Source organism: Nitrospirae bacterium CG2_30_53_67, assembly GCA_001873285.1.
In the GTDB taxonomy this organism is placed as follows: Bacteria; CG2-30-53-67; CG2-30-53-67; order CG2-30-53-67; family CG2-30-53-67; genus CG2-30-53-67.
The window spans coordinates 1-18,614 of sequence record MNYV01000096.1 but is presented as its reverse complement, the minus strand read 5'-3'; the positions used below and the strand labels follow the sequence as shown (position 1 = coordinate 18,614).

15 protein-coding genes are annotated in these 18,614 nt (G+C 52.9%); 3 read left to right on the top strand and 12 right to left on the bottom strand.

From position 1 onward, the window contains the following. Positions 1-5 precede the first annotated feature (5 nt). The 12 genes from AUK29_05990 to AUK29_05935 all read right to left on the bottom strand — a co-directional run bounded on the left by AUK29_05990 (position 6) and on the right by AUK29_05935 (position 14,464). The gene (locus tag AUK29_05990) at positions 6-1,091 is read right to left on the bottom strand and encodes a hypothetical protein (GenBank protein ID OIP63802.1); all 1,086 of its coding nucleotides are present in this window, start codon (positions 1,089-1,091) and stop codon (positions 6-8) included. Then, positions 1,079-2,224 carry a hypothetical protein gene (locus AUK29_05985; GenBank protein ID OIP63801.1) on the bottom strand — a complete coding sequence of 382 codons (1,146 nt, stop codon included), beginning with the start codon at positions 2,222-2,224 and terminating at the stop codon, positions 1,079-1,081. Before AUK29_05985 ends, AUK29_05990 begins: the two co-directional genes overlap by 13 nt. Then, positions 2,221-2,787 (bottom strand): hypothetical protein, encoded by a 567-nt coding sequence (locus AUK29_05980; GenBank protein ID OIP63800.1) that lies wholly within the window; start codon positions 2,785-2,787, stop codon positions 2,221-2,223. Before AUK29_05980 ends, AUK29_05985 begins: the two co-directional genes overlap by 4 nt. 212 nt (positions 2,788-2,999) lie before the next feature. Then, positions 3,000-4,409: a hypothetical protein gene (locus AUK29_05975; protein ID OIP63799.1), complete on the bottom strand. Its 1,410-nt coding sequence runs from the start codon at positions 4,407-4,409 to the stop codon at positions 3,000-3,002. A 105-nt stretch (positions 4,410-4,514) separates the two neighbouring features. Further along, positions 4,515-5,168, bottom strand: coding sequence for a signal peptidase I (locus tag AUK29_05970; protein OIP63798.1), 654 nt, complete (start codon positions 5,166-5,168; stop codon positions 4,515-4,517). A gap of 234 nt (positions 5,169-5,402) precedes the next feature. Then, positions 5,403-7,211 carry an elongation factor 4 gene (locus AUK29_05965; GenBank protein ID OIP63797.1) on the bottom strand — a complete coding sequence of 603 codons (1,809 nt, stop codon included), beginning with the start codon at positions 7,209-7,211 and terminating at the stop codon, positions 5,403-5,405. Between the two features lie 562 nt (positions 7,212-7,773). After that, on the bottom strand, positions 7,774-9,327 hold the full coding sequence (locus AUK29_05960) for a hypothetical protein (protein OIP63796.1): 1,554 nt from the start codon (positions 9,325-9,327) through the stop codon (positions 7,774-7,776). Then, on the bottom strand, positions 9,324-9,779 hold the full coding sequence (locus tag AUK29_05955) for a hypothetical protein (protein OIP63795.1): 456 nt from the start codon (positions 9,777-9,779) through the stop codon (positions 9,324-9,326). The genes AUK29_05960 and AUK29_05955 overlap by 4 nt, the downstream gene beginning before the upstream one ends. A 10-nt stretch (positions 9,780-9,789) precedes the next feature. After that, positions 9,790-11,220, bottom strand: a complete 1,431-nt coding sequence (locus AUK29_05950; protein OIP63794.1) for a tRNA (N(6)-L-threonylcarbamoyladenosine(37)-C(2))-methylthiotransferase MtaB — start codon at positions 11,218-11,220, stop codon at positions 9,790-9,792. A gap of 270 nt (positions 11,221-11,490) precedes the next feature. Next, on the bottom strand, positions 11,491-12,225 hold the full coding sequence (locus tag AUK29_05945; protein OIP63793.1) for a hypothetical protein: 735 nt from the start codon (positions 12,223-12,225) through the stop codon (positions 11,491-11,493). Between the two features lie 10 nt (positions 12,226-12,235). Continuing rightward, positions 12,236-13,420 carry an 8-amino-7-oxononanoate synthase gene (locus AUK29_05940; protein ID OIP63792.1) on the bottom strand — a complete coding sequence of 395 codons (1,185 nt, stop codon included), beginning with the start codon at positions 13,418-13,420 and terminating at the stop codon, positions 12,236-12,238. Positions 13,421-13,480: 60 nt separating this feature from the next. Continuing rightward, the gene (locus AUK29_05935) at positions 13,481-14,464 is read right to left on the bottom strand and encodes a biotin synthase BioB (protein OIP63791.1); all 984 of its coding nucleotides are present in this window, start codon (positions 14,462-14,464) and stop codon (positions 13,481-13,483) included. Between the two features lie 671 nt (positions 14,465-15,135). Between AUK29_05935 and AUK29_05930 the strand changes: the two genes are divergently transcribed. Genes AUK29_05930 through AUK29_05920 form a run of 3 tightly spaced genes read left to right on the top strand, consistent with a single transcriptional unit; the run spans position 15,136 to position 18,515 of the window. Beyond that, on the top strand, positions 15,136-16,449 hold the full coding sequence (locus AUK29_05930; protein OIP63815.1) for a hypothetical protein: 1,314 nt from the start codon (positions 15,136-15,138) through the stop codon (positions 16,447-16,449). Next, positions 16,446-17,480, top strand: a complete 1,035-nt coding sequence (locus AUK29_05925; protein OIP63790.1) for a D-alanine--D-alanine ligase — start codon at positions 16,446-16,448, stop codon at positions 17,478-17,480. The genes AUK29_05930 and AUK29_05925 overlap by 4 nt, the downstream gene beginning before the upstream one ends. A gap of 18 nt (positions 17,481-17,498) precedes the next feature. After that, complete coding sequence (locus AUK29_05920) at positions 17,499-18,515, top strand: hypothetical protein (protein ID OIP63789.1); 1,017 nt, start codon at positions 17,499-17,501, stop codon at positions 18,513-18,515. The last annotated feature ends 99 nt before the right edge of the window (positions 18,516-18,614 follow it).

Below are 18,614 nucleotides of genomic sequence, written 5' to 3'. Positions count from 1 at the left end.
GTAAATTAGACATAGCTGTTCTTTTGACCGATGAAAACTTTATAACAAGAAAGCGGGTCCCAACCGTCAATCCCTCTTCCCATGTTATAAGGAACTGCCGGGCATCCCCCTCTGCATAAATAAGCATATAAGCAATCATGGCACTCTTTGAAGGAATCCATGCTGCGAGAATAACGCGTCCGGAACTGACGCATCCCTTGGGAGTGCTGCCAGATATCCCTAAAAGATTCCGTTCTCACATTCCCCACTTTATAGTCCCATAGACGATCGCAGGGGATCACCCATCCATCCGGACGGATGGAACATTCCTCCACACTTCCACCACAACTCGTGATCTTATTCGAATCTGAGGGCTGCCGCTCCGTGACATCCAATTGAGAAATGCGATCCATCATCGCAATCGCATTGACCAATGATCCTCCGACCCGTTTCGGGTATCGGCTCCTTAGCCGCCTCAATTCACCTTCGACTCTCTTCTGCTCTTGAAAGCTAAGGCAAAGATCTTTCCAATGGAATAGCGCGCTCCCCTGGGGTAATAAAGACGAGAATGTAATCTCTGACACGCCGACCTGATTCGAAAATTCAACAATCTCATGGAGAACGTCTTGATTGTTCTTGGAAACAACAACAAAAAAACTAAAGGGAATATGGTATCGGCGAAGGAGATCAATGCCTTCCATACTCTTTGCAAACGATCCTTTACCGCGGATAAAATCATGAACCTCTGAATTCGGACCGTCTAAAGAAACCTGAACGTTCTCCAGACGGCGAGAGCCGGAAAGCATGGAGAGTATCTTTGCATTGAGAAGGGTTCCATTGGTGTTGATTGAAATTCTGAACGGATATTGAAGAATGTATGTCAGCAGATCGGGAAGATCAGGATATATAAAAGGTTCGCCCCCGGAAATCAGCAAACGGAAGACTTTGATGCGCGCAAGTTCATCCACCACCTCTTTCCATTCTTCAAGGTTCAGGTCGCCGGGCGCATTCTTTGTGGAAGAGACGCCGCAATAGAGGCAGTTCAGGTTGCATCGGTTGGTAACATTCAGGGTGACCTTTTGCGGCGCGGAAAAAATATTCATGAATTCCATTCCCCATGGACTCTGGACAATTCACTCTCTTCCAACAGTCTGGACTCCGGGAAAAGGCCTTTCCGGCATGCCTCTTCACAGACCTGATAAGAATTCAAGACCGTTTTCTCATGAGAGATCACGTCGGCGCGGCAGAAGCCGAGGCAATGATGCTTGAAAAGACATCGTCTGCATACGCCTTTCAGATGCAGCGGGACCTGTTCCCGAATTTCCTTAAAAAGGATGCCCTCTTCCCATATCTTAGAGACACTTTTTTCTTTGACATTCCCCATGACCAGTTCCCTGTTTCTGCTTCCAATGCCGCAAATCGAAACGTCCCCGTTGGAAAGAATCCCGCAGATATTAAAGATCGCGCAGGAACATATCGGATGTCGAGCCAGTTCCCGCATTCCTTTCAGTGCCGGGGGAAGGTAGAGATCAATATGCATATTCGGATAGCGATCCGCGTATTCGGTTTCCACTTTGTTTTCAAGGTCCAGCAGCTCTTTAAGGGACAAACCTTCGCACCCATTCTCAGACGATTCCCGGATCCCGACAAAAATCATGGGATTGATTTCAAATAATTTCACTTTCATCTTGTAGGCCAGGCGGATCGTGTTCTCAAGATCATGGGCGTTGATTTTCTGGAGACAGAAAATGACTTGCGGATCGATCTGATGTTCCATAAGAAGTTGAATCCCGTTTACGGCTTTCTCGAAGCTTCCCCTCACCCCCCGGATCCTCTCATGGATATCAGCATGACTTCCATCAAGGCTGACGGAAATCTGCGTCACGTTGTGCTTGCAAAGTCTTTGAACCATGCCGGCAGAGAGCAATGTGCCGTTGGTTTCAAAGCTCAAGGAAAGTCCATGGCCGGAGAAGCAGTCGATAAATTCGAAAAGCCCCGGATGGACAAAGGGCTCTCCTCCGGTAAATTTTACATGGGACAAACCCAAGGGAAGGGCGTCCCGAACCACCCGATCCATGACTTCAACAGAGACATTCTCCTGGTTCTGCCTTTGATAGGATTTCTCATCCGGCGCATAGGCCGGACGTATCCAGCAATGGATGCATTTTAAATTGCACGATTCGGTTGGATAAAAATAAATAGACCGTAAAGGATGTTTGGGCTGCTGGTCCATGTTGTTGCTCATGAATCCCTCTCATGATCTTCACGGTTTGCGAAAAATCCTAATTGATCCAACTCTTCCAGAAAAAGCAAGCAATCCTTAGAGATCTGTTCCTGCGGCGTTGCAGGGTACTCCTTGCATATTTCATCAATGATCTGCGCGGAGGTGATAGGTTTTCTGCATAATTTCCAAATGCTCGTCCCCAAGGCGTTGAGATGACATAGCCGGCCCGTGTCCGGTTCAAACAAAAAGGCTCCTCCTTCTTCTTCTCTTAATACAATCTCCTGATTGATCAATAAATTATGGCGCTCGTTTAACATCAACCAACCCCTTTCGTAAAGGTCTGAAAGAAAATGCTCCACGTCCTTTCTTAAAACCTCTTCAGGTTGTTCACACATCCTGGAGAAGGCCTGGATCACCTCTCTCACATTTCTATGTCCATCCAGGAGATGAAGGATTCCCGCGCCCGTCCGGTTCAGTGTATGAACCATGCGATTGCCCAAATGAAAAACAATCCCTTCTTCTTGAAGCGTTTCAAAGAGGATCCGTTCTTTTAAATTGAATATCTGATCTGCTAAAACCTTCAACCCGTCCTTTCCCGCGTATCAATGCCATCTATCAGAGGGAGGATGACTAAGTGGTCCTGTTCGTAAATATGGTAACGTACCGAGAGGGTCGTAGGGCGGTCTCATCAAGGCGCGCGACTGAGGCGTACCCACTGTGGTACACCGCAAGGAGCGCAACGCCGAGGAGACCGCCATACGGCACTCGAATGCGACCGTATTTACGAATAGGGCCACTAAGATGAACGCGTCATAGACAGATAAGCGGAACGATCGAAAGCGCTCATGTAATATAGAAAATTGTTAAGACCATTATAACCGCGCAGCAATTCATGGGCTCGATCATAAGCCGCGACGATTTCAGGTTTTGGAAAATCATCCAGCCAACTTACCGGATCTTTTGTCCAGCGGTTCCACTGTTTCCAGTCGTATGAGGATATCCTGATTCCGTATTGTTCCGGATGATTGAAGTAGTCGGTACCGGGATAGGGAACAAAAATGAATGCCGTCCCTCTTTTCAAGAGACCCTTTTCAAAGAATTCCTTAAACTTGCTGTAGTTGTAGTCAGCTTCATCTGCATTATCGCCGGGATGTCCGATCAACCAGTAGCTCAGCAGCCATATATCCTTTTTCATGAATTTTTCGCAGCCTTCAAGAATGACGTCCATACTCTGGTTCTTTGCCATCATCTTCAGGACCTTTGGAGAGAAATTTTCGATCCCCACACTAACGGACTTTATGCCGGTCTTAGCCAGGCAATCTACTCCTTGATCCGTCACCGTGTCTATGCGGGTTGTCATAAAGAAGTCCGGCGGAAGCGTGATTTCATTGTCTCGAATTCCCCGGCAGAGGTCATAAAATATTTTTGATCGCATATCCAGCATGCTTTCCCCAAGGCCGATGATCTGAGTCTGATAATCTCTTTGCAATACTTTCATCTCTGTAATGAGTTTTTCAAGCGTGTACGCACGCGGCCTGGCCCAGAATTTCTCCTCCACACAGTATTTGCAGTGGTGAGCACAGCCCCTGTATGAAATGCCGATGATACATGCTTTCCGCACAAAATCCGAAGGTAATAAAGCAAAATCTACAGCGGAGATCTCTTCCAGTTTGCCGAGGGGCTCCGGTGGGGTTCGCCCAATCCCCCCATTCTGCCTGATCGTGATCCCCCGGACACCACTCAACTCTTTTTTCCCCGTTACGGCACGAAGCAGATTCAGCATGATCCATTCACCTTCCCCCCTTACCACCACATCCAGTTCCGGCGTCTGAAGAGCTTCCTGGTCACAAAATGTCACATGCTGGCCTCCCATCACCGTGACGATTTTGGGATTGATTTCCTTACAGATTTTAATAATCTCAATGCAGTATGGGAAGTCTTTGGTAAAGGAGTTGCTGACGCCGATCACCTGTGGGGCGATCTCTCTGATCACATCCTGCAGGATGGCATAAAGTTCATTCCGGTCGATATCCCCGATAATATACCCTGATGAATCCGCAGCATAGTCTTTTTGAAAGTAGTAACCCAATGGCAAAACAGATGTGGGGCAGCCCTGTTGATTCAGAAATGTGGCAATCTCCATAATGCCGCGAGGAAAGATATTTAATTCAGCGGGAGAGGAGATTAACAGGCATTCTTTTTTCATGGTATCAGGTACACCTCTTACTCGGTTCACGAAGGCTCGAAGGCTCGGGGGCGGACTGAATTTTACCATGTTAAATTAAAATTCGTCAATGATTTGTTGCATGATTTAACGAATCATTTTCCCGATCCGCCCCAGCCTCGGCCTGAGATTCTCCCGGTCCCATGACCAGTAGATGATCAGCGCCTTGCCGAGGATTTCTTCCTCTTTAACGTATCCCCAGAACCGGCTGTCGTAACTCCCGTCCCGGTTGTCCCCCATCATAAAATAGCAGCCCTGCGGTACGGTCACCGGACCGAAGTTGTCCCGAGGACCCGGTATCATGACGGAATCCCTGTGGGCCACAAAGTCCTCATCGCGAAGCCTCTCGCCGTTGACATAAACGATCTTGTCCCGGACCTCCACGGTATCTCCCGAAACGCCGACCACCCGTTTGATGAAATCTCTTTTCTCATCCTTCGGGTACTTGAAGACGATGATATCCCCCCTCTCAGGTTTATAAAAATGGAGAAAGGATACGTTCGTAAACGGAACATGGATTCCGTATATAAATTTATTGACCAGGATATGATCACCGATCTGCAGGGTTTCCAGCATGGACCCGGAAGGAATTTTGAATGCCTGCACCACGAAGGTCCTGATGAAAAGGGCCAGGACCAAAGCGATGAGAATGGCTTCGAAGTTCTCTCGCCAGAACGACTTCTTGCCTGCCTGTATTTTCTCCGTTTCCTGCTCTTTCTTATTCGGCATAACGTTATCCATCCTTCTATAAATAGGGTTCAAAGGGTTCAAAGGGTTCAAAGGGTTCAAAGGGTTCAAGGGTTCAAGGGTTCAAGGGTTCAAGGGTTCAAGGGCTTCTTTACCAGTCATTTCAGCCGTGTCTTGGCATTTCACTTGAACCCTGGAATCCTTGACCCCTTGGACCCTCACGCTTCCAGCCGCTTGCTTTGAGAAGATCCTAAGTTTTTTTATCTTTAAAAGCAAGACCCAATTACATCACTCTTCATCGTCCATGCTCAGAACCGACATGAAGGCTTCCTGCGGAATCTCCACGCTCCCGACGCTCTTCATCCGTTTCTTCCCCTCTTTCTGTTTTTCCAGCAGTTTTCTTTTTCGGGTGATGTCACCGCCGTAACACTTGGCCGTCACGTTCTTTCTCAATGCGGAGATACTCTCCCGAGCGATGACCTTGTTTCCCACGGAGGCCTGGATCACCACCTCGAACATCTGGCGGTGAATGATCTTCTTGAGCTTTTCGGCAAGCTTTCTTCCCTTGTGATAGGCGCGGTCCTTGTGGACGATCAGGGAAAGGGCATCCACTATTTCTCCGTTGATCAGGATATCCAGCCGGACCATAGCCGCCTCCCGATACCCGGCGAATTCATAATCCATGGACGCATACCCCCGGCTTGTGGACTTGAGACGGTCATAGAAGTCCACCACGATTTCATTCAGCGGAAGCTCATATTGAATCGTCACCCTGCTTGTTCCATGGTAGTCTATTTTTTTCTGTACGCCCCTCCTCTCCTGCGCCAGGGTGATCACCGAACCCATGTACTCCGCCGGGAGCATGATGGTGGCGAGGATCAGCGGCTCAAAAATCTTCTCGATTTTCTGAACCGGCGGGAGCTTGGAGGGGTTCTCGATCATCAGCTCTTCCCCGGACTGGATCAAAACCTTATAGACCACCGTAGGAGAGGTGCTGATCAGGGGGATGGAAAATTCCCGCTCGAGCCTCTCCTGAATGATTTCCATGTGGAGCAGACCGAGAAAACCACACCGGAATCCGAAACCGAGGGCGTTGGAGGTCTCCTTGTCGTAGGAAAAGGAGGAATCGTTGAGACTGAGCTTCTCCATCGCATCCTGCAATTCCTTGTAGTGATTGCTGTCCACCGGGTAGAGCCCCGCAAAGACCATGGGCTTGACATGTTTGAACCCGGGTAGAGCGTTCCGGGTCGGATTTCCCGATTCGGTGACCGTATCTCCGATACGGGTATCCTGAACATTTTTGATCCCGGCCATGAAGAAACCGACCTCACCCACGGAAAGACCTTCCATCACGGTGGGGTGCGGGGTAAAGACACCGACCTGCTGGACCTCGTAGTCCTTGTCCGTAAACATCAGCCGTATGCGCATGCCTTTTCGGATCACCCCGTCAATGACCCGGATCAGAGAGACCGTGCCCATATAGGGGTCGAACCAGGAATCAAAGAGAAGCGCTTTCAGAGGCGCATCAGGATCGCCCTTCGGAGGGGGGACCAGACGGACGATCGATTCCAGGACATCCCTGACCCCGGTTCCCAGTTTGGCGCTCACGGAAAGGGCGTGAGACGTGTCCAGTCCGATGACGTCCTCGATCTCCTTTCGGGTCTTCTCCACATCCGCATTGGGAAGATCAATCTTGTTGATCACCGGGATGATCTCCAGGTTGTGGTCGATGGCGAGATAGACATTTCCCACGGTCTGGGCCTCAACCCCCTGGGCCGCGTCCACCACCAGAAGGGCCCCCTCACAGGCGGCCAAACTGCGCGACACCTCATAATTAAAGTCCACATGCCCGGGGGTATCAATCAGATTCAGGCAATACTCCTTCCGGTCCTGGGCCAGATACCGGAGACGGACGGTCTGGGCCTTGATGGTAATCCCCCGCTCCCGTTCGATGTCCATCTGGTCCAGAAATTGGCTCATCTTCTCCCGGTCGGTCAGCGCCCCGGTCAAATCCAGAATCCGATCGGCGAGAGTGGATTTTCCGTGATCAATGTGCGCAATAATGGAGAAGTTGCGTATTCGTTCTCTTGCCGTCATCGTATCCGTTCCGTAGTTCTGAAAAACACATACCCAAATTTTTTAGGTTCTTCTCCCATTTAGTGGGTAAAAAGGGTTCGAGGATTCCAGGGTTCAAGGGTTCAAGTGAAATACTGATGCCGGTAAACCGAGTACAAGAACGCAAACGAAATCTCCAGAGAAAAACACCGGACCCCAAGATGCCTTAATGTAGTAGCCGTCGCAGACGGCAAGTATAATAGAAAAGCGGGACACGCTAAGCGCAACCCTTGACCCCTATGACCCTCGGTCCCTTATGTTTTTAGCACTTCACTTGACCCCTGGAATCCTTGACCCCTTGACCCCTGATGTTTTCACCCACTCTTTTGGAGATGATCCATTTTTTAATATTAGTCTATCCTTCTCTCGATTGTCAAAAAAAATTTGAAAGGGAGGAATTTCTTTTTCCCATCCTTTGCAAGGAGGGGAATGGGGTGGATCCGTGTCTCAAAGGGGGGCCTGTCTGAGCGAGCCCGCTCGATGTCAGACCCGTACGCCTATAAGAGCGTTGTGACGGTTCAACAACCCGGAGGAAGCGGTCCCTTCACCCCTCTGAGGCGCTCTTCGACGTGAGGAGACTGCCGGACCGTTCAGGTCCCTGGACCGGAAGAATCATACGGAAGTGGGCCCCGCCTTCGTCTCGGTTCTCCGCCCAGATCCTTCCATTGTGGAACTCCACGATCTCCTTGCAAATGGAAAGGCCGATGCCGGTCCCTCCGACGGTATGCAGATCCCCTTTCTGAAGCTGGGTAAACTTCTTGAAGATCTCTTCAAGATGGGTCTCCGGGATCCCCGGGCCGGTATCCGAAACCGAGATTCGGATCTCTTCCCCGTTCGAATCAAAACCGGCCGATATGCTGATCTTCCCTTCAGCCGGGGTGAACTTGGAGGCGTTGCTCATCAGGTTGCTCATGACCTGAGTGAGACGTTTCTTGTCACCTAAGATAGGGAGGTCCTGTACAAGGCCGTTGGTATGGATCTTAATCCTCTTCTGCATGCAGATCCCGCTATAGACCGAGACCACATGATCAATCACCTCTCTGAAATTGAAGGGCTCCACCTGATACTCCATGAGTCCGGACTCGATCTTGGAAAGATCCAGGTAGTCATTGATCAGGTCGCCGAGACGCCTGCTTTCGTGAACGATGGTGCGCAGGAATTCATCCCTGGTCCCAGCGGATTCGGACTTATACCTGAGAAGGAGGTCGGCATAGGCCAGGATGGAGGTAAGGGGTGTCCGGAGGTCATGGGCCACAATGTCCAGGAACTTGCTCTTTTTCCTGTCCATCTCCTTGAGATCCCTGTTGGCTTCCTGAAGTTCTTTCTGCTGGTTCTCCAGGAAATGCATCATGTCGTTGAACCGCTCTCCAAGCCTCGCCAGGGGATCTTTATGGGCTGAGATATAGATCTCGCACGATTCACAATTACACTCCTTTCCGGACTTCCCGGCCTTGATCCTGCAGCAGTAAACCTTGCCGAGATGCCAGCAGCGGAGGTGGTCTGACTGATAGGCGGGGCAGTTCTCGTAAACACAGTCCTTGATCTCCCAGCAGCGGATCAGGTTGGTATTTTTATACCGTATGGAGAGATCCCCGCCGGATCGGACCTGGTCGATCAGTTTGGAGATCTCCTCATGCGCATTCTCCAGCCTGCACTCCGACTCCCGTATCCGATCCATCTCCCTTCCGAGATTTTTGTTTAGAAGACCGATCTCCTCCTGGGCATCCTGGAGCAGGTCCATCTCCCGGATAAGAGACCGATAGCTCTTCTTGACCCGTTCATAGTAGAAGGTCAATGCGGCCACAAATACCAGGGTGATGGATTCAACGGCCCCGGCAAAAGGAGAGAGGGCCTTCCATACGGACTTGTATCCGAATATGATCAGGATGAATTTGAGCAGACGGCTCACTGAACGGAATAGGGTGAAGATCCCAAAGGCGATGGAGATCCACAAGAGATAGGTTAAGAGGGCATTGGCCGTGTCGCTTCGGGAGAGCTTCCGGGACAAGAAGACCGCTCCGAATGCAAGGAAGATCGAGAGTGAGGACCCGGCAATGTCCACCAGATAGACGGGCCACATGGGGAGCGTAAGATTCATGGCCTCTCCCTCTGCACCTGGATCAATTCCCGGATCCCGATGAAAAACAATAACAAGGCCGAAAAGGAGAGGATGTGGTCAAAGGTCCCCAGATAATAGAGGAGCTCGGGAACCGAGTGTGCGTGGAAGGTCCATGCAAAACCGGAAATATTCCCGGAAACGGCCTGGGGATTGAGAACCTCCCGGTATTGATGGACTAAAAAGGTATCGGCATTCCAGCAGGCAAACAGGAGCGCGGAGAAAAAGATCCACCGCCACCCCTTGCGGGCAGACTCTCCGGACCGGATGAGCCGGATACAGAAATAAATCATGGCCGTAAGAAAGATCAGGTGGGCGATCTGATGGGAATAAAGCCCCTCGGCCCCTCCATGTTCCTGAACGGCCAAGGCCGGGCTGGTCCCTATCCATGGGATGCATGAATAAACAAGGATAAACAAGACCTTACGAATCATATCAGACCTTTTACCTCACCCTATAAACCAATAACTTATCGTCAGAGATCCCTGAAACCTTTACTGAAAAGATTCCCGAGGGGAGGTCGTAGGGATCCATGAGCCGACCGGAAAGGTAATTGCCGGTCAGCACGCTCAGGGTTTTGTTTGCGGGGCCGGGTTTGGAGGTGGGAACGGCTCTCAGGGTTTTGCCTTTCATCCCGCTCAGGAATTTTACCTGCATGGCGCGGCATATCTCCCTGAGCCGGGCGGCCCGTTCCTTTTTTGCGGCCTGATCTACCTGCCCATCCATGGCATAGGCCTCGGTCCCCGGCCGCTGAGAATAAGGGAAGATGTGGAAATGGGTCAGTGGAAGGGATGCGATCCACCGGCAGGTCCGCTCAAAGGATCCGCCGGTCTCCCCGGGGAGGCCGACGATCAGGTCCGTGCCGATCCCCATCTCGGGATCCCGGGCACGGAGACGAAAAACCAGATCAAAAAACGCATCCGTGGTATAGGGCCGCCTCATGCGCCTGAGGATTGCATCATCCCCGCTTTGAACGGGGATATGGAGATGGTTGCAGAGTTTCTCCTCTCCCGTAATCAGATGGATGAGTTCATCGTCCACCTCCGCCGGCTCGATCGAAGAGAGCCGGATGCGGAAGTCTCCCGGAATCCGGATCAGCCGGAGGATCAGTCTCTGAAGTCCCCGGCGCTCATGCCGGTCCACGCCGTACGCCCCGAGGTGGATCCCCGTCAGGACAATCTCAGGAAAGCCCTTCTCAATTAGGGCCCGGACCTGATTTTCAACCTGCTCGGCATCCACGCTTTTGAAAGGGCCCCTGGCCTGGGGAACAATGCAGTAGGCACAGAAGGCCCGGCATCCGTCCTGGACCATGACAAAGGCCCTGGATCTCCCGCCTGCGCCCTGGATCAGCCTTTGACTTTCGGATGATTCACGTCCACGCTGCCCGCCTGTCTGTGCCGGTGTCACCTGTCTGCCGTCGCGCAGGCAGGCGGCAGACAGGTCCTCAGGCCGTCTCGGCCCATTTTCTTCCTCAAGACCGACCTTGTCGGCATTGAGATTTCCGGCAAGCATCTCCGGAATCCTCCTCTTGTCCCTGCTCCCGACCACCATGGTCACACCCGGGATGGCGCGCACCGCATTTGGATCCATCTCTGCATAACAACCGGTCACGACCACGCGGGCGCCGGGATTCTCCCTGACCGCCTTCCGGATCATCTGCCTGCACTGAGTATCGCTCCTTGCGGTCACGGTGCAGGTATTGACAATGCAGAGATCCGCAGGCTCCCCAAGGGCGGCCTTTTGCAATCCAAGCCCATCGAGCGCCTCCGCGACGAAAATCGAATCCACCTGATTCACCTTGCACCCGAGCGTCTGGATGGTATAGCGCATGATTTCAAATCTCTTGATTTTACGTTTCTTGATTTCAAATCTCAAATTTCAAATTCTGGTTCTTCTCCCATATAGTGGTTAAAAAGGGTTCGAGGATTCCAGGGTTCAAGGGGTCAAGTGTTTTTTTTGATTTAGGTATTTCTTCTATCATCTCACCTACCCCCGGGGCTCTCGATCTGTTAACCCCTCAGTTTCTTGCTAAGCTTTTCACTCGGACCCTCAAGTTCTTGAAAAGCACTTCACTTGACCCCTTGACTCCTTGACCCCTTGGACCCTTATGTTTTCACCCACTCTTTTGGAGATGATCTCCAATTCTTAAATAATCCTGCTGTCCAGATGAAAGACCTGCCCGGTGACCGTCCGCATGCGGACGAGCGCCCTGACAAAGCGGACCAGGTCCCCGGGATCGCAAAACCCGGAAAGACAGCTCTGCCCCAGTGCAAGGCTCCTGACCTCTTCCGGAACAGAGCGGGTCATATCCGTCTCCATGAAACCGGGACAGACGGCGTTCACCCGGATATGATACTTCCCCCATTCCCTGGCCGCAGATTTAGTCAGACCGATGAGAGCGGCCTTGGCCGCCGCGTAATTGGCCTGTCCCCTGCTCCCCCGAACCCCCGAGATGGAGACCATATTGATGATCTCCCCCCCGCCCTGCTCACGCATGGGTCCGGACACGGCCCGCATGGCATGGAACGGCCCGGAGAGATCCACGTCCATCACCGCATCCCAGTCCTTCTCCGACATGGAGACGGCCGGGGCGTCCCTGATCATCGCAGCGTTGTTGATCAGGATATGAATCCCTCCCCATATCTCAAGGATGCGGCGCACCATCTCTTCCACCTGTGCAGGTTCAGCGAAATCGGCAGACAGGGTTAGCGCCTCTCCCCCGTGCTTCCGGATCGCCGCCGCCGCCTCTTCGGCTTCGCCGGACCGGGAACCATAGTGCACGGCCACTCGATAGCCGGGACGGGCAAAACCGAGCGCAAGATGCCTCCCGAGACCCCGCGAAGCCCCGGTGATCAGGACCACTTGATGATTTTCGGTCATGGAAAATCCTTCACAAGCCCGGTCCCTCAGCCGACGGCCCCCTTAAAAACCGTCCCAGGACCAAGACTGCGGTATCCAGATCCTCAGCCGTATGCTGTGCCATAACTGAGAAGCGGAGCCTTGACTTCCCCTTGGGAACCGTGGGGGGGCGGATAGCCGGAGCGAAGACCCCGCCCTCATACAGGGCCTGGGCGGCGGCAAGGGCCTTGTTAACCGGACCCAGGATCAGAGGAAGGATCGGCGTCTCCCCCGTTATCCCTTCAAACCCTATGCCTTTTAATCCACGGGCCAGCCGGCGGATATTGGAAAAGAGCCTCTTCCTCAACCGGTCCCCTTGGTCGGTCCGGACCAGTTCAAGAGCGGCGCGAGATGCGGCCAGTACCGGAGGAGGAAGGGCCGTGGAGTAGATCAGGGACCTCGCCCGGTTGATCAGAAGATTGATGATCTCCCGGTCTCCCGCGGCAAAAGCGCCGAAGGAACCGAGCGCCTTGCTCAGCGTCCCCATCCGGAGGGTAATCCGGTCTTCCACGCCGAAAAGGGAGGCGCTCCCCCTCCCCTTGTCCCCCAGGACCCCTATGGCATGGGCCTCGTCCAGGTAGAGATGCGCCCCGTACCGTTCTGCAAGAGCGGCCAGTTCCGGAAGGGGCGCCAAATCCCCGTCCATGCTGAAGAGGCTTTCAGTCACGATCCACCGCCTTTTGTAATGATATTTATTCGATCTTTTAAGCCGATCCTCCAGCATATCGCAATCAAGATGCCTGTAGAGTTTGACATCCGATCGAGAGAGGCGGCACCCGTCCACGATGGAGGCATGATTCAATACATCGCAGAGAATCAGGTCTTCCTTACCGCAGAGGGCTGAAAGGATTCCGGTATTCGCCGCATACCCTGAATTGAAAATCAGAGCGGCCTCTTCCCCCAGGAACCCGGCGATTTCCTCCTCAAGCCTCGTATGGAGCACGCATGTCCCGGAGAGGAGTCTGGATGCCCCGCTCCCGGCGCCGTATTGGTTCGCAGCCTCACAGACCGCCTCCTTCAGTCTGGGATGGGAGGCAAGGCCCAGATAATTGTTGGAGGCGAGGGAGATCATCTCCCGGCCGTTCATCCGTATCCTCGGCCCCTGGGCCGTCTCCACTTCATGGAGGCGCCGGTAAAGTCCCTTGGCCTTGAGGGATTGAAGCTCCTGCTCAAACATCACTGATCTCCGTGATCAATGTGCATCCGGACACTGTAGCGTTCTCTCTCCTGCATCCCCTCACGCATCAGGCGCGACCCTCAAACCATGCGATAGGATGACCTCCCGGTCTTTTCCCGGAGGGGTTCCTTTTGTGGTCAGGTAATCCCCGGTCAGAATCCCGTCGACCCCGGCATCAAAGAGCATCCCCTGCTCCTCGCCCAGATGGACCTCCCGTCCTGCACAGGCGCGGATCTCGCGATCCGGGTTGATCAAGCGGAACAGGGCCACGGTCTTCAATATCTCATCCCGGGCCAGAATTCCCTTCCCCGCCAGGGGAGTTCCTGGAATCGGGTTCAAAAAATTCAGGGGGATGGAATCGACCTGCAGGTCCCGAAGGGCCATGGCCATCTCGACCCGCTGCGCCATGGTCTCCCCCATGCCGAGGATCCCTCCTGAGCAGACCTGAAGTCCCGCCTTCCCGGCATTCAGCACGGTCCGCACGCGCTCGTCATAGGAATGGGTGGTGCAGACCGATGCATAAAAACTGCGGGCGGTCTCAATGTTGTGATGGTAACGGACGAGGCCGGCCTCCCTGAGCCCTACGAGGTCCTCAAGGTTTAGCGCCCCCAGAGAGGCGCACGGGCGGACCTTCCCCGCCTCCCGCATCCTCTGCAGGACCCCCCGGATCCTCTCCAGCTCATCCGGCTCGGCGCGCCTCCCGCTGGTCACGATACAGAAAAAACTCACCCCATCCTGCGCCGAACGCTCCCATCCATCCAGGATCCTCTGATCGGGGATCAGCGGATAGGCCTTGACCCCGGTCTGATACCGCAGGGACTGGGCGCAGAAGCGGCAATCCTCGGAACAGCGCCCGGATTTGGCATTGATGATGGCACAGAGACTCACCACGTCTCCCCGATGGGTCTCACGGACGCGTCGTGCGGCGTTTAGAATTTCCGGGAGGTCCTGGGGCGGGGTTTCGGCCAACATCAGGGCCTGCTCCCGGGTCAAGGGATCTCTATCAAGGACTCCCTTCAGAACCGCTTTAATCTCTGCATGCATTTCAGACTCCGACCTTCCCTTATACACGGCACACAGGCAGCAAGATCTGTATTAGGGTTCAAGGGTTCAAGTGAAATATTGAACCGCAAGCAAACTCTCAAGAGGAAAAAACTGAAACCCTTTAACCCGATGACGCTCGGCCCTTATTTTTCAAGAGTGTAAAGACAAATCCGGGTATTGTCAACATCGAAGAGGATGTATGTTGACATAAGGGCTCAAAATATTTTCTTTCTTTTTTATAAATAAAATTAGAAATGACCAATCAAATCTGATATAATATGTCATAAAAGCGTGATATGAAGCATGGATAGATCGAAAGCTCAGCGGCCTGACCCGATCGTTCAGCGCCGGTTCTGATAAAAAATGAGGACATTGTTTATTTTTTTAGATTTGCCCTTGACATCACCATATATTGTATGGTACAGACTCTCTAAACCCAACAGATCGTAAGTAACCACAGGGGAGACTAAAGATGATCCCTATGACGATCTGAATTTATTAAGGAGAAGGCCATGGAGCATCAGGTGTTAACAAAAGAAGACGATCAACCTCCCAGTCAAAGCACTACAACCATAGAAGATGAACAACCTCCCAGTACGTTGCTCTCCTGCCCGAAAAACGGAAATGGGAAAAAGACCCCTCTCGGAATCCAAGGCTGTAAAATCCATTACATTTCACCTCAAAAAAATGAAGAACTCTTCAAAAATGATGATTGGGTCGGCAAGTTATGGCCGGACGTCACCCAGGAGGAATGGAACGACTGGAGGTGGCAGGCGGCCAACAGAATCAGAAAGATCGACACCCTGGCCGAGATTCTTAATCTGAAACCCTATCAGATCCCAAAATACAAACGGCTGATCGAGACGTTTCATTACTCCATCACGCCGTATTACCTGTCCCTCATTGACTGGTCCAACCCTGAGGACCCGATCATGAAACAGTGTCTTCCCGATCTTAAGGAAGTGGACTTTCAGATGGTCGGCGACAATGACCCCCTTGAAGAAGAAGAAGACATGCAGGCGCCCGGGCTGGTTCACAGGTATCCCGACCGGGTGCTCGCGGTCATTACGAACACCTGCGCCATGTATTGCCGGCATTGTACCCGGAAGAGGATATGGCACGAAGGTGAGACCATCCGATCCAGGACCGACCTTCTGGCCATGATCGAGTACGTCCGGGCCACGCCGGAGTTGAGAGAGGTCATCGTCTCAGGCGGCGATCCCCTCATGATGAACCTGGACGTGCTCGACTGGTTCCTGGGTGAACTCAGGAAGATCTCCCACGTCGAAGTCCTGAGAATCGGCACTCGGGCCCCCGTGGTGCTTCCCATGAGGATCACGGACGACCTTGCAAAGATGCTTGCAAAACACAGGCCCCTCTGGGTGAATACCCAGTTCAACCATCCCAGAGAGGTGACCCCCGAGGCGCAGGAGGCCTGCGACAAGCTCCTCCGGGCCGGCATCCCGGTCTCCAACCAATCCGTCCTGCTGAAGGGCATCAACGACTCGGTGGAAGTGATGAAAGAACTCTGCCACGCCCTGCAGAGGATCATGGTCAGGCCGTATTATCTCTTCCAATGCGACCCGGTGAAAGGGGTTGAACATTTCAGGACCAGCATCTGGAAAGGGATGGAAATCATCGAGCTGATGCGCGGCTATACCGGCGGCCTCTGCATCCCCACCTTTGTCGTGGATGCCCCCGGCGGAGGAGGCAAGATTCCACTGCAGCCATTCTATCTCCTGTCCACCATAGACAAGGATGTGATCCTGAGAAATTATGAGGGGATGATTGTGAAGTATTACAATCCTCAGGAGAACGACTTTATAAGGCCGAGACGGAAGAACGGTAACGGCAACGGCAAGGATTCCGGCGCCGCTCAGCTCATCCGTGGGAATAAGCAGGCCTTGGTCCCGGAGGAAAACCCGAGATACCGAAGGAGAAAACAGAAAAACTCTCTTTTCAAGATACAAGGAGAGACCAGATGAAGATCGGTCTGACCTATGATCTGAGGAAAGAATATCTTGAAATGGGATTCACTGAAGAGGAGACCGCCGAGTTCGACAGCGAGGAGACCATCCGTGCCCTTGAAGAGACCCTGAGCAGCCTGGATCACGAAGCCGTCAGGGTCGGCAATATATTTGAACTGTCCAGACGGCTATCCGCAGGCGAAAGATGGGACCTCGTCTTCAACATCTCGGAAGGGTGTCACGGAAGAAACAGGGAGGCCCAGGTGCCCGCGCTCCTCGAGGCCTATCAAATCCCCTACACCTTCAGCGATCCCTTAACCCTTGCCGTCTGTATGGACAAGGCCGTGGCCAAGAGCGTGGTCAGGGACGCGGGGATTCCCACACCGGAATCCCTCACCGTGGACTCCATGCAAAACCTGGAAAAGAGCGCCATCAGCCTTGGGACCTCCTTCCCGCTCTTTACCAAACCGGTCTCCGAGGGGACCGGCAAAGGGATCACCGCCGAATCCATCGTATGGGACATGGACGCATTGAAGAGGCAGTGCTCGGCGCTGCTCATCCGGTATCACCAGCCCGTTCTCGTCGAGACCTATCTCCCCGGCAGGGAATTCACCATCGGCATCGTGGGGACCGAAAACCAGGCCAGGGTGATCGGAGTTCTCGAGGTCAAGCTCAACCAGAACGCGGAACCGCTTGTCTATACCTTCGCCAATAAGGAGTTCTGCGAAGAGAGGGTGGAGTATCTCCTTGTGAAGGACAAGGCGATCATCCAAGAGGCATCGGATGTCGCGATCAGGGCATACCGGGCGCTTGGATGCCGGGATGCAGGCAGGCTGGATCTCAAAGCCGACAAGAACGGGAAGCTTTATTTCCTCGAAATGAATCCTCTGGCCGGCCTTAACCCGACCCATTCCGACCTTCCCATCCTGTGCAGCAAGGCGGGAATCGGGTACAGACAACTGATCTCGGATATCATTCGTTCCGCTCGTGAGAGGAAAGCAAAAGACCGCGTGTTTAAACATGACTCCCGCACATCTACGCTCAATTAGTCAGGTCACTCTTTTTATATGAAAGTCGCGCTTTTTTACAATCAACCCATCACCGGCAAACCCGATTCAGAGGACGTGCTCGACGAAGTGGAGCTGATCATCGATGCCCTGGATCATCTCGGATATGATTATGAAACCTTTATTCTCGACGGCGGATCTCAGACCTGCGCATTAAGCGAGGAACTCTGCCTTCTCCTCAAACAGTTAAAACGGCACTCTCCTGACGTGGTTTTTAACCTGGTCGAAAGCGTGAGGGACCAGCAGAGGTATTTCCCCGTAGTCGCCTCGTTCTTTGAAATTTCGGGTTACCCTCATACCGGTTCCCCATTTGACGCCCTTCAGACCACCACGGACAAGATCCTCGCCAAGTCCATCCTGACGGCCCGGGGCATCCCCACCCCTTCCTGGGATCAGTACAGGAGTAACCCGGCGTGCGGTCCTGATTTCCGGATCGCACTCAACCCGCCCGTCATCATCAAACCCGCCTGCGAGGATGCATCCGTAGGCATAGATGATCGTTCCGTGTTCCATGACCTTGCGGCGCTTCTCCCTGAACTTCCCGAAATATACAAAAGGCACAAAGGCCAGCCGCTCCTGATCGAGCAGTTCATCGATGGGAGAGAGTTCAACATCTCATTGCTCGAACATCGAGACGGGACCGTGGAGGTCCTGCCCGTGGCTGAAATGGTCTTTGAAAGCTGGCCCGAAAAAAAACCGAGGATCGTCAACTACCATGCGAAGTGGGACAAAAACTCCTTTGAATATCACCATACGGTGAGAACGTTCAACCCTGAGAACGCCCCCATCGAAGCCATCAAAGAGACGGCATTAGACTGCTGGCATGCGTTCAACCTGCGGGGATACGCACGGGTGGATATTCGTTTGAGTCCGGAAGGGAAGGTCTATGTGATCGAGGCGAATGCCAATCCGTGCATTGCTTCTGACTCGGGGTTTATCATGTCGGCAAAAGAGCGCGGCTACAAAATCCAGGATGTGATAAAAGAGATGATCGATGTCGCAGTGCAGAAAAAATAGGAAACCTTAGCGGCCCAATTCGTAAATATACACAGTGACAGAAGTCGTAATTAGTTTGTCATTGTCCGGCTTGCCCTCGGTTTACCGGGGCTTGACCGG